General features: G+C 42.9%; 14 protein-coding genes, 1 pseudogene and 1 other annotated feature. Of the genes and pseudogenes, 3 read left to right on the plus strand and 12 right to left on the minus strand.

Features of this window, described 5'->3' with window-relative positions; translation table 11 throughout:
• Positions 1–184: 184 nt before the first annotated feature.
• A complete protein-coding gene (locus OCV36_RS21755; RefSeq protein WP_029225045.1) occupies positions 185–724 on the plus strand; it encodes a DUF3332 domain-containing protein in 540 nt (179 codons plus the stop codon).
• Between the two features lie 75 nt (positions 725–799).
• Positions 800–895: a sequence feature (Trp leader region), on the minus strand.
• Here the strand turns inward: OCV36_RS21755 and OCV36_RS21760 are convergent.
• From OCV36_RS21760 to OCV36_RS21775, 4 genes are all read right to left on the minus strand, one after another.
• Complete coding sequence (locus OCV36_RS21760; protein ID WP_017074898.1) at positions 840–1,499, minus strand: potassium channel family protein; 660 nt, start codon at positions 1,497–1,499, stop codon at positions 840–842. Its footprint overlaps the feature before it by 56 nt.
• Complete coding sequence (locus OCV36_RS21765) at positions 1,500–2,600, minus strand: AI-2E family transporter (RefSeq protein WP_017074897.1); 1,101 nt, start codon at positions 2,598–2,600, stop codon at positions 1,500–1,502. It abuts the gene before it with no gap.
• Between the two features lie 23 nt (positions 2,601–2,623).
• Positions 2,624–3,643, minus strand: a complete 1,020-nt coding sequence (locus tag OCV36_RS21770; protein WP_102554426.1) for a DUF2955 domain-containing protein — start codon at positions 3,641–3,643, stop codon at positions 2,624–2,626.
• Positions 3,633–4,754, minus strand: coding sequence for an HlyD family secretion protein (locus OCV36_RS21775; RefSeq protein ID WP_135455324.1), 1,122 nt, complete (start codon positions 4,752–4,754; stop codon positions 3,633–3,635). Before OCV36_RS21775 ends, OCV36_RS21770 begins: the two co-directional genes overlap by 11 nt.
• 158 nt (positions 4,755–4,912) lie before the next feature.
• Here OCV36_RS21775 and OCV36_RS21780 point away from each other — a divergent pair, with 158 nt between their 5' ends.
• Positions 4,913–5,920 carry a helix-turn-helix domain-containing protein gene (locus OCV36_RS21780; RefSeq protein WP_017074894.1) on the plus strand — a complete coding sequence of 336 codons (1,008 nt, stop codon included), beginning with the start codon at positions 4,913–4,915 and terminating at the stop codon, positions 5,918–5,920.
• On the opposite strand, the gene OCV36_RS21785 is transcribed toward OCV36_RS21780, so the two are convergent.
• Positions 5,921–6,982 carry a sensor domain-containing diguanylate cyclase gene (locus tag OCV36_RS21785; protein ID WP_135455326.1) on the minus strand — a complete coding sequence of 354 codons (1,062 nt, stop codon included), beginning with the start codon at positions 6,980–6,982 and terminating at the stop codon, positions 5,921–5,923. It lies immediately after the preceding gene.
• A gap of 180 nt (positions 6,983–7,162) precedes the next feature.
• Positions 7,163–8,167, minus strand: coding sequence for a Solitary outer membrane autotransporter beta-barrel domain (locus OCV36_RS21790; RefSeq protein ID WP_135455328.1), 1,005 nt, complete (start codon positions 8,165–8,167; stop codon positions 7,163–7,165).
• Positions 8,168–8,510: 343 nt separating this feature from the next.
• Between OCV36_RS21790 and OCV36_RS21795 the strand changes: the two genes are divergently transcribed.
• On the plus strand, positions 8,511–8,978 hold the full coding sequence (locus OCV36_RS21795; RefSeq protein ID WP_135455329.1) for a hypothetical protein: 468 nt from the start codon (positions 8,511–8,513) through the stop codon (positions 8,976–8,978).
• A gap of 87 nt (positions 8,979–9,065) precedes the next feature.
• On the opposite strand, the gene OCV36_RS21800 is transcribed toward OCV36_RS21795, so the two are convergent.
• The 6 genes and pseudogenes from OCV36_RS21800 to OCV36_RS21830 all read right to left on the minus strand — a co-directional run bounded on the left by OCV36_RS21800 (position 9,066) and on the right by OCV36_RS21830 (position 14,497).
• Positions 9,066–10,265 carry a carbohydrate porin gene (locus tag OCV36_RS21800; protein WP_135455378.1) on the minus strand — a complete coding sequence of 400 codons (1,200 nt, stop codon included), beginning with the start codon at positions 10,263–10,265 and terminating at the stop codon, positions 9,066–9,068.
• A gap of 164 nt (positions 10,266–10,429) precedes the next feature.
• Positions 10,430–10,978, minus strand: a complete 549-nt coding sequence (locus tag OCV36_RS21805) for a DUF3299 domain-containing protein (protein ID WP_235447498.1) — start codon at positions 10,976–10,978, stop codon at positions 10,430–10,432.
• 203 nt (positions 10,979–11,181) lie between these two features.
• Positions 11,182–11,625, minus strand: a complete 444-nt coding sequence (locus OCV36_RS21810; protein WP_245300905.1) for an amidohydrolase family protein — start codon at positions 11,623–11,625, stop codon at positions 11,182–11,184.
• Positions 11,615–12,550, minus strand: a complete 936-nt coding sequence (locus OCV36_RS21815) for a metal-dependent hydrolase family protein (RefSeq protein WP_245300906.1) — start codon at positions 12,548–12,550, stop codon at positions 11,615–11,617. Before OCV36_RS21815 ends, OCV36_RS21810 begins: the two co-directional genes overlap by 11 nt.
• A gap of 357 nt (positions 12,551–12,907) precedes the next feature.
• Positions 12,908–13,888 (minus strand): annotated as a pseudogene (locus tag OCV36_RS21820) (helix-turn-helix domain-containing protein).
• A gap of 180 nt (positions 13,889–14,068) precedes the next feature.
• Positions 14,069–14,497 carry a PACE efflux transporter gene (locus OCV36_RS21830; protein ID WP_135455331.1) on the minus strand — a complete coding sequence of 143 codons (429 nt, stop codon included), beginning with the start codon at positions 14,495–14,497 and terminating at the stop codon, positions 14,069–14,071.
• Positions 14,498–14,533: the final 36 nt, after the last annotated feature.

Below are 14,533 nucleotides of genomic sequence, written 5' to 3' on the forward strand. Positions count from 1 at the left end.
GTAGATACCAAAAGCGCGCCCTGTTAGGGCGCGCTTTTTTTGTACCTAGTGTTTTCAATTAAAGCTAAAGCTAAAGACCAATTTTATAGGGTCAGTGGCGTTAAATGGTAAAACTCGACATCGAATAAAAACCATACTACACCTGTTCAAACAAAACAGACTTCTAACTAATACAGGTACTCAAATGAAAAAGATTGCACTTAAAATTGTAGGACTAACGGTTTTGGCTTCTGCGCTAACTGGTTGTATCGGCAGCAACGCCGTAACAGGGAAAGTGATGAAATTTAACGTTGAAGTTGTCGATAACCGTTATGCCCGCGCAGGTGTGAACTTCTTATTAGCGCCTGTATACGGTATTACTACCGCCGCCGACTATGTTGTATTTAACTCTCTAGAGTTTTGGACAGGTAAAAACCCGATCAGCGGATCGCCACACATCTTTGATACCAAAACAGATACCCACTTCAAAGTGAATGACGAACTGGATTCGAGCCTTAAAGAGGCGCCTGTAGGACCGATTTCAAACAATCGAACCATTGAGACTGGTGAAATGTTGAAGATCGACGAAAACACCGTTCAAATGGACATCGTCTATACCTCTGGTGAAACCGCGACGTTGACTGGTATCAAAGATGGTCAGAATGTTAGCTACTATATGGATGGTCAGCTTGTATCGCAAACGACTATCGCTGAGCTAGAAAAGATACAAGGCACTGACGTATAAGGCATTAATTCTTCATTACTTTAATGCTCCAAAGCTTAGATAATGGCCTAATAATGGCCTAATAATGGCACGATAATAAAAAAGCCCGGCAATTGCCGGGCTTTTTGTATGCACTCTATTGGGATTGAGATTGAGCAAGCCGAATACTCACCAAGCTCGCCACCATGATGGCTAAATAGAAACTACCGATGATAGATTCCATAAACACAAAGAACTGAGCAATAGGCAAAGTCGGTGAAATATCCCCATAACCAACCGTAGTCAAAGTGATGAAACTGAAGTACATCGCATTGAACAAATTCGTTAGCCAGAATTGCTCTTCTAACCCATTAAACGCATTTGGGAAGATTTCCAAAATCAACAAATAGATGGTCGACCAAGCAAATCCCAACAATAAGTAAATACAGATAGAGCCGATAATATGATTAGGTGTCACCGTTGTCGCTTTCATCACCTGTTTTAACGCCGAGTAAATGTGTGAAAACAAAAACATAGCTAAGGCAGACAGTGTCACTATCGACAGGTTATAGCCTTCCAAAAACGAAAACACACCGGACACCGTCGCCGTTATCAGCAATAATCCATACCAAGAACGGTACAAGGCTCGCTCTTTATGTATACCAACAATTGAACTCGCTAGAGTAATGATGATAAGGAATAGTATCGTTTTCTGGCCTTGCGGATAAAACTGCTGCATCACCGCACAACCAAAAAACAACACCAATAGTGCATAAAACAAGAAGTAGAAGTTGTCGTCTTTCGAGACTGCCTTCATCTATTTCTCCTCTGTCTCTTCTTGGTATTTCTCAGTTTCTTCTTGGTTTGTCTCTTCAAGTCCAAGCCACGCCATCATCAACTCATAAGTCAAACTCAAAACCACAGCACCAACAAACAAACCGACTATTCCTGACATCGCCATTCCGCCGAGCGCACCCAGTAAAATGACCAACATTGGAATATGAGAACCACGGCTTAGCAGTACAGGCTTCAAGATAGCGTCACTGCCACTGACCAAAATACACCACACTAAGAACAAACTGGCAGCCAACGTCGATTCAACGCTGAACATGTAAATAATTGCAGGTAGCAAAGCAAGAATCGGTGGCAGTTGGATGATTGCAATGAGCAGCACAGCTAGCGCCCAAAACGCTGCAGCAGGAACGCCCGCGATAACCAAGCCAATTGCCGACATGATGGATTGAATGACAGCAACCCCTATCACACCTTGTACTACGCTACGTACTGTTGCTTTAGAAAGTTGAACTAGCTCTTCACCTTTACCGTCCGTTAAACGCGCCACTAAGTGAGTCACACCTGTTTGGCATTTATCGGCATTGCTCATGAATGCACCAGCAATAATAGTCGAGATAATAAATTGGATAAAACCACCGCCTAAAGAACCTAAAACCGACGCCGCTTTAGACGCAAGTATCTTCAGTTCTTCGGCATACTTTATGAATACACTCTCGATATTCGAAGAAGCATGAACCAAGGTCGCATAAACTCTTTCGCCAACGAATGGGATATCTTGTAAGGATTCTTTGGGTTTAGGCAGAGATAAGGTTCCATCTTGTAACCCTGTCATTAGATCCGATGCACTGGTGTAAATACCCGAAGAGAGTGCGACCAATGGAATCAGCAACAACAACACACCAATAAAGCTCAACAATGCGCTGGCTTTACCTTTCGACATCCCCGTTTTATTTGAAATAGCGACAGCCACTGGATACAGCGCAGTCGCAATAATCGCCCCCCATACCACCAATAAAATGAATGGGCGTAAAATCGAAAAACACCAATAGACGAGCATGGCAATGGCTGCAATTTTTATTGCGGCATCAATCGCCTGTTTTGAAAAATCATCGGTTAACTTCATGAGACGTCCTTGTAAGGGAAAAATTAAGGCTGATTTTGTAAGAACTTCCAATTCCTGGTTTCAAGGAAGAGTGAAGCCAAAATCATATAAACTCCAATTAACACTAACTGGAATATACGTATGAATGTGTTGCTATCAATATCACCAGAACTCATCAACGTGCTCCCTACCAGTACCAATAAAGTGCTGAATGCGGTGGCAAAAATAGGCGCTTTTTCTGGAACGGTATAAATTTTTGTAGCGATAAGAATGGCGATAAGGCCTATAAATAAAGAATAGAAGACAATATTGGGAACAATAGAAAGGATTGAAAAAGCAGCAATCGCTAGCAAGCCTCCAATACCATTACTGATCACCAGAAAAGCGCTCAGTTTTACGGATTTTTCTGAGGTAATCATTAACGACAGCAAAGCGATAAACATCATGGTAAGCAGTGCTTCAGATATCTGAAAGATAAAGAAAAAGCACACCACAGGGTAAGAGATGATCATCGCTCTAAAAGCAGCATACCAACGTTGTTTCTTTTCTAGCGGCGCTGCGGCGAAGCCTGAAAACTCCGATTTGGGCTCTGGAAAAAAGATATGCACCAGAGCAAAAATCATCACAGAAACAACACCAGAAGTCGCCAAACCTGATGCCAACAGCACGGACATCCCAGGATTCGAGATAGCCATGAAAGGCAGCATCAACACGGCAATCAATAAAATGGTCGCAAACAGATTCCATTTAGGGTCAACGAATAAGTAATAACCCCACAACATCATCAAGCCAACTAAGATCAACAGAGGGATCGGATAGTGTGTAATTCCGCGAGACAACAACAAACCTAACGCCATGGTGGCGACCACCGCCAACAACAGTTCGTAGACCGTTTCCTTATGTAGATTAGGCTTATCGATTAAGAACTTAGCCGTGAACACTGGCGCCACGAATGCAAGAGGCCAATTTATCCAAGCAGCCAAAAATACCGCCAACGTGACGCCTACGGTATACCGCAGGATCCGTTGTTGTATTTGTTGGTCAATAATCGGCTTATCGGACATAAGACAATACGCTTATAAATCGAATCCACAGCTTACCTATTGCGTTAAAAACAAAGTTATCACCGCTATATACAATCACATCAGCCTGACCACCAACACGCAACATACCTTGCATATCACCACGTTCAAATTCAATCATGATCGGAAGCATCTGAGTTTGACGTAACCAGCCCGTTTGTTGACTCGCTTGAGCAAGCTTACCCGCTTGATCATTTTGCCCCCAGTCGACCCCCCAATCGATGCTACTCACTCGGCCTTTAACGATTTGTCCCGGAGCAAAATCGAGAGCGATTTCCACCTCATCACCAACCGTGACATTGCCTAAGCTATTTTCACGATAATAAGCTTCAATCCAAATATCTTCAGTTGAGACAAACGTCATTATGGCTTGCCCTGCAGAGGCATAGAAACCTTCTGACAAGCTGAAGTTAGACACTCCACCTTGAGTTGGCGCTTTGATAACCGTGCGTTCTAGGTTTAATTGAGCCTGCTCCAACGCCAATAATGCCGCTTTCACTTGGCTGTTCTCTTCGCCTTCTTTACCCATTTGTTGCTTCGCACCTTCAAGATCCGCCTCAGCATTGACAACGGCCGCTCGAGAAGTTGCTAGGGCTGCCCTAGCTTTATCAGCATCAGATTTAGAGACCACTCCTTTGTCGGCCATCTCCAATACACGCTTAGCTTGCAATTTGGTGTTCTGTCTTTCAACAATCGCTGACGTGAGCTTTGCTTGTGCAGAAGCAATACTCGCGGTTTGAGCACCGACATTCTGGCCTGCGATTTCTAAGTTCTGCTCTGCTTGTTGAACTGCAATTTGATAATCCGATTTATCGAGAAGCGCGAGTGTATCGCCTTGATTAACCAATTGATTCGGTTGGACCAAGATATCAAGCACCTTACCTGACACTTCTGGTTTAATTGGAACGATATAGCCTTTCACACGTGCGTTATCGGTTATTGGAATAATTCGATCGGCGATGACACTGAACAACAGTGTGACTGCGACAAACCCGAGAAGGTAATTGGTTACCTTCCTCACCTTGTCTTTACCTTTTTCTGGTTGGCTACTTTCTTCATTGTCGTCTTGCTTGTTCCCTTTGACTTCTGACATGGAACTCCCTTCTCAATAACTAACATCAACAAAATTAATATCTTAAAAATAAACCCGACGATGGAAAACTCAAGTAAATAGGGTTAGATTTACTAAACAAAACACTGTAAATGATATGCACGTCTAATAACGTATAGATACACAAGGATTGTTTGATCATGGCTACTCGCTCCTACCAAGTCCCAGTAATACAAACAAGTTATGCCAAAATCTTAGTTCAAGTTTTCACGGACTATGGCTTAGACCTGCATAAATTACTCGAAGACTCAGGCTTACCGTCCGATCTCATCGAATCAGAAAGCGACTTTGTGCCGTCAGAATCAATCAAACGACTGATTTATCTAACGTCGTCACAATTGGGCGTATCTCGATTTACGGACGTACTCGGTCTCGCCTTTAAACGAAGAATCATCCCATACGTCTTGCATCAGTTTACCGAGTTTGAAACGATTGAAGATTCGTTAAAACACATCAACACCATTTTCTCCTATGACTCTCCCGGTAGTAGAGTCGACTTTATTCAAGAACATGGGCAAAGTTGGTTTTGTCGAACCGCTCCTGAAGATAGTTCACCTATGTTCCAATGGGGTGAAGTTTTCGCGATCACCTACATCATTGAATTAATAACCATTTTATCTAAGTCCCCTTGGCAACCAACCAAAGTACGCTTGCAAGGACATGACACAGACATCGTTAAAACACTGCTTTCCAATCATTGCCAGTTGTTTGTCGATCATAACTCTACCGCGGTTCTGATCCCTGATGAGATCTTACAACTACCGATTCGTCTCACAGCTAAAGACTTGAGTAACAAGCCGGCAATCATTGAGTGGCACACGAGCTTTACTGACAGCGTTTACGAGCTACTCAAGCCCTACATGAAAGAGCAAGACCTCTCACTGGAAGAGGCCGCTGAGCTTCTAAACTTTTCGGTAAGAACGTTTCAACGCAAACTCAAAGGCGAAAATACAACCTATCGAAAAATAAAAGAGAACCTAATGTTCTCCGTAGCATGTGAGCTGATGGAAGAAGGCCATACGTTAACTTACATTTCGAGCCAATTGGGTTACACCAACATTTCCCATTTTTCTAGAGCCTTTAAGCGAGTCTCTGGTATTACTCCAAAGATTTACCAACGCTCAATTTCAGCTCAAGCACGACTATAATTAACCAAGGACAATTGGCTCTGGGCAACCTTGACTAGAGCTACATACCCTATTTCGGCCACTGCCTTTAGCACGATAAAGTGCTCTATCCGCACTTCGATAGCTTGCTTCAGCTTGGGTGTGTATTTCAGACACACCACTACTTACCGTCAGATTCAACGTTGTGCCTTTGGTAATCACTTCTTTTAATCGATGCATGGCTTCAAATGCTTCTGCCAAATTGGTCTCTGGCATCAAAATAGCAAACTCTTCGCCGCCAACTCGCGACACGATGTCGGTATCTCGACTGTTATTTCTCAATAATTCAGCTACCTCTTTAAGTGCCCTGTCACCTTGGTCGTGACCGTGGTTGTCATTGATAGCCTTGAAATGATCCAGATCGATCAAGGCTAAACAAGAATGTGTGTAGCCGTAACGGGCGGCTAGGTTTGAGTAGTTGTTTAAATCTTTATCAAAACGACGACGGTTCCAGCACCCTGTGAGAGAGTCTGTTTCCACCAGCATTCTCAGTCGACGTTCTAAGACTTTGCGTCGGCTAATATCAGTAAAGGTGACGACGTACTTTTCATTATTCGGCAGTAATTCAGTTAGTTTCTCCACGACAGCATTAACCGTAAAATGTTCACCAAGTCGGCTGATACCACTCAACTCCCCTTTCCATCGATAGTTCTGCTTAAGCGAAGTTGCAATAGTCGCTATCAAGCTATTATTGTTCATAAAGCAAAGGTCAGAAATTGGGCGAGCTTCGACTTGATCAAAGGCATAGCCTGAAACCCTAGAAAACTGTTGATTAACTTGTATTATCTTCAATTGACTGTCGAGGATGATAAAACCAGCGACACCATCAATGATCGCTTCAGACAGGCTGTTCTTGCTTTGAGTCATTTCATGTCGATAAAGACGTGCGGTAATAAGAGTACTGAGCAAGAACAAGGTGCAGACAGACATCACCATGGCCGCAGTAGAGGCAACACTCAGCAACCACAAACTGAACAACATATTTAAGACAAGTGCGGACACCACATATAACGGTATTTTTCGGTCAAAACTTAGCTTGTTCATAGTTTGCTCTGGTGATGGGCGGATCGCTATGATGACTAAGTTTCAATCACAATATTTACCATTTTACGACACATATAAATTCAAATTGCCCATCGCATAAAAAGCACAAAAGCCTATGCAACTCATTAGCAGATGATACCCACGTTATTCGCCCACATACGTTGCTACCCATGACAAACTTTAGTTATTGAGTAAGAAGAGCAAACTGCCACCGCTCAATGAACTGCCGTAATTGAAGTTAATGCCTACCCCAAAGTTGTCGAAAAAGTACGAATCATAAGGGACATCAAACACTAACCCTGTACCAAATTCATAGTAATAGTGAGTATCGAGTGGTTCTTTGAGATCGCCAGCGACATCAATCCGCCTGACGTTGTAGTGAATCTGTGGGTTCTTCAGTGACCAAGCATCGAGCACAACATTTTGTCTAAATTCAAGCTCATTAATAAATCGTAATCCTTCAGGGTTACCGATATCGCCATCATTCGCTTCTCCCCAACCCGTTCCATAAAAGTAACGAGCTCTTGAAGAGACATTCCAACTTCCCCACTCTTGTTTTTGCAAATATTTTAGTTTGACTGAGGGTTCACCAACCAATGCCCACGCTGACGTATTCAGTGCATAACCATCGAGTTGAGCTCGAAACGCTTGAGAGTAACTGTTGTTGTATTCGTATTTGTTGCGGTAATAGAGCAAGTGTGTGCCCAAGCCATAAGCAATAGACCAATGTTCATTTAAATGGCTTTGAAGCCCTAGAAAGCCATACAAGCCCAATACCGAGTCTTTATTTGGGTTAACACTGCGGTCGGGTGTTATGTCTGATGACACCTCAACATCCTGTTCAGAGAGCGCATAGGACCCTCGCACAGACCAAATGAGATCAAGATCAGGGTCATCGGTTTGAATCACGGAAGAATAAGGAATGGAACCGACACTGACTTGGCTTCGAGTATCGATGGTTTTATCGGAGCCAAAACCACTGTCGTTTAAGTTGATAAACGAGTTCGGGTCAAAATCGACAAAGCCAATTGAAACGGCATCACTGTCAGTGAGCGCAATGGATGCAGCAAATATTTTCTCCAAACGATTCTGGATCGCTTCATTGGATCCATAGGCCGAGGAAGAAATCAGGCTTGATAAAAGTAAAGCAATAGAAGGGGGATATGGCGATAGGGGTGAAAGCATTAAGTTGACTCCATTCAAACTTATGCTTCAAGTGTAATTGGTAACTTCACTATTTCAATCAGAGAGTTAACGGTGTTGTTGATACTGCTCTCAGTTCCAACTGTAAGAGCGTTGCTAAATCGATGGCTCCCCAAAGTTCTTCTACGTCTTGGATTCTAAAATGAATAATCATATGCGCCTCTGTTTAAATTGGAGTCTTATCTTGGATCATTCTTAAAAAGCTTACTTACCATAATACGCCAAACAGACTTTAAGACCTGTTTCGCATATAAAACAATAAGCGGTTGAAAATTATAGGATTAACTCCTAAGTTTTTTATAACCCTTTACTCAGGAAGAAGTAGATGAGCAATATAGAAAAAGTATATGGATTTAATACGCCCCAGCGGCTCTTTGTTGGTTACACACTTGCGGTACTTGTCGATCTAACGGTTCTCAATTTTTTTGACGAATACTGGGACTTCGTCAATATTGAATCATTTACCATCTCATTTGCGGCCGCCATTTTATTACAGTTGTTACTCAAGCTATCCATTGGTTTAGAACACAAATTGGCCGACTATTTCAAAGCTAAACCAGGCACTGCACCCAAAGTTTATCGAGGTTTATCGAGTTACGTCATTTTGGTTGGGTCTAAGTTTGTGATGTTGGAAGCCATCAATATCTTGTTTGGCGATAAAGTCGACTTCACGGGCCCATGGAATGGCGCGGTGGCATTTTTTGCCGTGGTGTTCTCGATATTAGTCGCAGAGATTATTGTTTCAAAAATCTACTTTGCACTTGATGATACGCCCAAAGCAGAGAAAGCATAACCGCTTTTGATACAGACCTAAGACAAAAAAAGTGAGCCTAATTAGGCTCACTTTTTCATATCCAAACCTGGTTATAAACAAGGAGAATTAGATAAAGATTCTCGCACGAACACCAAACACCCAAGCGCTGCTTTCATTGGAGAACGCTGGATCTTTAATGTATTGAATATCAGGTGTCACTTGGATGAAATCGTTAAGTTGCATGTTGTAGTAAATTTCAGCCGTCCATTGCTCTGTATTACCGCTTATTGCTTTCGCATCAGCTGCAAAAGAATCACCATTCACTTCCGCCCAGTTTAGCGCCACACCTAAATTATTCGTCGGTTTTCCTAACCCGAAATATCCCATACCAACAGAGATTGATTTATCGTAAAGGGCAACATCCCCTTCTGAGAAACCACCTCGCACAAACGGCATAACTTGCGGCGTCATAAACTGGCTCCATGAGAAGTTGACACCTGAGCCACCTTCAGTTGCAAGGCTATTACTGTGGCGAGTATCGTCACCAAAATCCCAGAACGTCACATGGACGTTATCGGTATAAATCAGATCTTGTGAAGCAGTCCAACCTAATTCAAGTGTTGTAAAGTAAGACGCATCACTACCAAAAGCGCTATCAAAGCCATCAAAAATATCATCTGACTGACCATTTGCATCAGCGATACCACCGACCACATAAAAGTTTTCGCCTAGCATATGACCGGCAGAAAGGGCCAATACACCGTCATCCGGTAAGCCCATCGCACCTGAGCCTGTCGAGAATACCAAGTTAGTAAAGCCAGACCACGGGCTTGCTAGAGCGTAAACATCCGCATAGTTCGTTACATCCTGCCAACCGACAACAATAGTCCCTTTGCCATCATTGATTTTTTGCTTCCAATTTAAGTCCGTAACACGGAACCCTTGGTCACTGTATGCAGGGCCAATTGCACCAACATAGCCAAGCGGGCCGAATGAATAGTCTTTTGGCGCAGTATCACCATAGGCATGCCTATGTTCCACCTTCCAAACCAGGCTACCTGAGTTCAGTGTGTCCTTACCTAATAGATGCCATGAACCGTATAATCGTGCCACACCCGACGATGCATCAACGCTATCGCCGCCAACCCCATCCCCAGAGGTCAGCCCCAAAGCAAAGTAATCCGCACCAAATGTAAAACCATCTTCAGCTAATGACTCCCTCCAAGATTTCTTTTGTGCTTTCTGCTCTGCAATTGTATTTTCAACAGAATCTGGGCCTTCAAAGTTAGCGCCGTAAACAACGCCGCTCATTGTGCTCGCTGCCATCACAATTGCCATACTTACTATAGAGAATCTTGAGTTCATCATGTCACCAGTGCTTTTTAAGTTAGTTTTATTTTATTCATTACTCACATTGAAAATTGTCATTTGATGACACTGAGTGATTTAGATACTTCCAACAATAGATTGTATTCAACTAGACGCACTAGCTAAGGTTGATACTGTTCTATACCGTCCGCTTTCATAGCATAGACCGACTGCACGTTGGCTGCGCCGTCAGAGTAATTCACATTTTCTTTCGATTGGTGCCCTGTTAACTGCCCTTCAACCCAAACCGGCGTCATTAAACTCACCAATTCAATGCCTTGCGGGTAGTCTATCAGCACCAGTTGATTCGCTGGAGGTGGTGGAGTGTGGATACAGGCTCCAGCAGAAGGTACTAAGAAAAACTTGGTCACCTTAGTTCCATCCATTTCAATCGGCGTGATGTAACCAGGGATACGATGTTTACTACCTACCACTTCAGTATTGGGTTTCGAACCCAACGCTTCGCGTTGCTTCATAATCTGTTCACGAGCTACAAATAACGCTTCAACATCGACGTTTTGTTTTCTCAACCTCTCTGTCACTTCAACGATTTCTTGCGTTGCTTCGTCACTTGCCACAAAACCGTCTTTAGACTGAGCCTCTTTAAAGCGAGCAATAGTCGCCATGTCAAACATCTGATTTCTATCTAACTTTTGAAATGGATCCTCCATTAACTCCATATTCGGAACTAACTCATCCCAGTACGTCACTTTTATTTCACTAGCCAATGATGAAAATGACAAACAACAGAACATCAAAAATGAGCATATTGATTTTAAATCAACCATCAAAATCTACTCCAACCAAACACAACAAAAAGGAAGTAGGTAGAGGAAAAGCTCCCCTACCAAATGATTAAAAATCGAATCGGAAATTACATTTCGTTGCGGTATACAACGCCATCTTTCATTACCAATTTGATAGTGTCGATGGTCTTGTATTCAGGATCAGCGTCAAACCATTCCGGAGTCGCGCCTATCACTGCCATGTCTTCCAATGGGTTACCATCAATCAATAAGATATCTGCAACCGCTCCATTTTCAATAACGCCTAATTTCCCTTGTGTGGTGCCTCTAGGGCCTGACATCGCCAACATCTCACCAGCCGTTGAAGTCATTTGTTTCAATACTTCAAAGTTGCTGCCGAAAGCTTGTGTGCGCCAGTAAATTTCGTAACGACGAGCTCGCTCTGCATCGGAATCTGCTCCTACATAGTCAGAGGCGAAAACGACCTTCACATTGTTTTCTAACAATCGTTTACCGTAATCACCGTATTCTTCTTGAAGTTGGGCGACCATTGGCAATTTCTCAGCTGGCATTAACGGGTTTTTCGCTAAATCTGGCGATAATCCCCACATTTGAGGAACAACATATCCGCCTTCTTTGGCAATTCTCTTCATCATTAATAAAGAACCCATGTTCAAAGCTTTTAACGCCACAATCCAATAATCGATTTACCGATCGATCGTTAAAAGTGTGTGCCGCGACATAGGTATTCCAATCTTTAGCGGCTTCAACAATCGCACATGTCTCATCAACCGAGTATTGAGTCGTATCTATTGGGTCAAATCGAGATGAACCACCGCCACCAGCCATGATCTTGATTTGAGTCGCGCCATTTCGTAGGTTCAATCGTGTCGCTTTCAACACTTCTGGTACGCCATCGGCAACCGCACCAATCCCCATACGTTCAAAGTTAGAAATGTCACCCACAGAATTCGGAGTAAAACCTAGGTCACTTCGATCTCGGAAATCACCATGCCCCGATGTTTGAGAGATAAATGCACCAGAAGGATAAATTCGAGGGCCGACAACGTTACCCGCCTCAATTTCACGAGTTAGACCAAAGGCTGGACCACCCATATCACGAACAGTGGTAAAACCATCATCTAAGTAGCGCTTAGCCACTTGAGTCGCATGAATTGAAATGTCAGTGAGGTCTTTATTAGTTTCGATGTCACCAAAATTATAGTTAATCATGACGTGAGCATGGCCATCGATCAGACCCGGCATTAACGTTTTGCCTTCGCCGTCAATCACTACAGCTTCGCCAGCCTCTATCGGGCTCGCAGAGATTTGTTTGATAAGATTATCTTCGACTAATACATGATGGTCTTCGTACAATTTGTTTTCAGTACCATTGAATACATCGACGTTAGTAAATAGCGTTGATGCGGCATTTGCAGAAAGAGCAAATGAACACGAAAGAGCAACAACAGAGAGTTTTAAGCCTGCATTTTTCATTTATACACCTTGATTCCGTTTATGAGTGGAGTCCACTTCCCATAACGATTCCGTAACTACTAATGAGTGTCATGAGGTTTCAAAGGTGTTTTTGTCAGCCGCGATAATCACAAAAATCTAATCAAAATTCCGGGAAAAAATCGAGGCAAAAACAACTCATCAACATTCAATAACTTAGTAGTGATACTGCCAGTGTTCAAGGTTGATAAATGGCCATTTGGTGACAATAAATAATTATGCGTTCAGGCTCCGGTTTCTGCTTAATAGCTGGAGTTTTTACTTATTGGCTAGAGTTTCGCTGCGGAGCTATTATTGCCGAAGCTCTTACTGGTAGCTTGGTACTGTTGCTTACCGAGGTTAGCTGTGCTCTTTTCGGTACTGTCTTGGCGTCATGTTCATCTGTCGTTTAAAGGCTCGGGTAAAGTGGGAAGAATCGGAATAGCCCATCTTCGCGCCTACTTGTGTGATCGATAAATCGGACTGCTTAAGCAATTCTAAAACCTGCTCAAGAACCATCTCTTCAATCAAGGTTTTGTAGACCACCCCTTCACTTTCCAACCGACGCTGGATCGTTCTGACATGAATATTCAGAATCTCAGAAGCTAAGCTAATTGGGAGTTTCCCCATCGTGAGATAAGGTTTAATAACAAGCTTAAAAGCGCTCAAGAATGAGCTAGGTAAAGGCTTAGTGAGATCTGATACTTGAGCAATTTTGGGTAAAACAATCGGTGCAAGCATGATGTCTTCAGGGATCTCAAAGGCAGTGACCGGTCTATGCGTATAAAACTGAGCACTGCCCATTTGTGGTAGAGATTGAAAGCATTCGAGATCGCCATTCTGAATGCCAACCTCAGACGGCTTCCAACGACCTTGCGTTAATACTGAAAGTAGCTCGTTGATGAAAATGACAGAGAACAATTCAGCAAACTTAAACCAAGGCGCGTTAGTAAACGGCTTCTCACGAACCAACCACCACTTGCCTCCGGATTGCTTGGTATAGACATTCGCACCATTGGATACAAGCTTCAGCTGCTCACCAAATTGGTCTAACGCGCTTTTCAATGAATCCTGCTAGCTTAGCTTAGCCACAAACCTTGGCACATAGGTTTGCTTACAAAAGCTCCACATAAAAAGCGAAAACTCTTCTCTCGACGCCGACTCTCCCATAATCTTGACCACGTTTTTAACTGTTGTCTCAGGGAGATAATCGTAATGGTCATTACTGGTGAGAATATCATTAGGGATTTGGGCACTGCGTAGTAAGGTGTAGATTTCACCATCAATATGTTTGAACAGTTCCGCGAACAATTCGACTTCTTTCTTATCGACAACTGTCATTATCTGAGGGGTATTTGGCATCCTTTCCCTTATCTATTCGTTCACGAACTCAAATTATCACCTTTTTTAAGATAGCAGAACAAACGCCGCGTTACCTAGACCTACTAACCGGATGTCTCCGTCAAAATAACGAATAAACAAGCGGTTAGTAGCCAAACTCGTGTTTACTGACTTGGTAGATTACTGAACGGCTAAGTCCGCTCTGCGTACCCAGAATGCTCGCACATGATCATAAATCAGATTAAACTCAAACGCGTAAATGGTAATAAAAATGGTCACGCCGATATCCATTAAAAATGCCTGCCAAATCCCCACATCAAGTAAGTAAGCCATCACTGGGATCGTCGCCACCAGCAAGCCTGCCTCAAATAGCACGACATGAAAAACACGTAACTTGAGCGAACGCTTTGATTTTTCACCCGTGAAGTAGCGATCAAAAATGCGGTTGAAACAGTAGTTCCAAATCATGGCGATGGTCGCAACAACTATCATGGTTCCTGATAAGGCATTCACATCATGATCAGTAAATATCGCTAAGCCTATAATTGATAGTGTTACGGCCAATACTTCAAATAACACAGAGTGAAACACTCTTTCTAACGTACTCATACATTCCTCTAAATAATCTATTACGTGTTGGATTGG

The sequence above is a fragment of the Vibrio echinoideorum genome, from assembly GCF_024347455.1.
GTDB classification, from domain to species: domain Bacteria; phylum Pseudomonadota; class Gammaproteobacteria; order Enterobacterales; family Vibrionaceae; genus Vibrio; species Vibrio echinoideorum.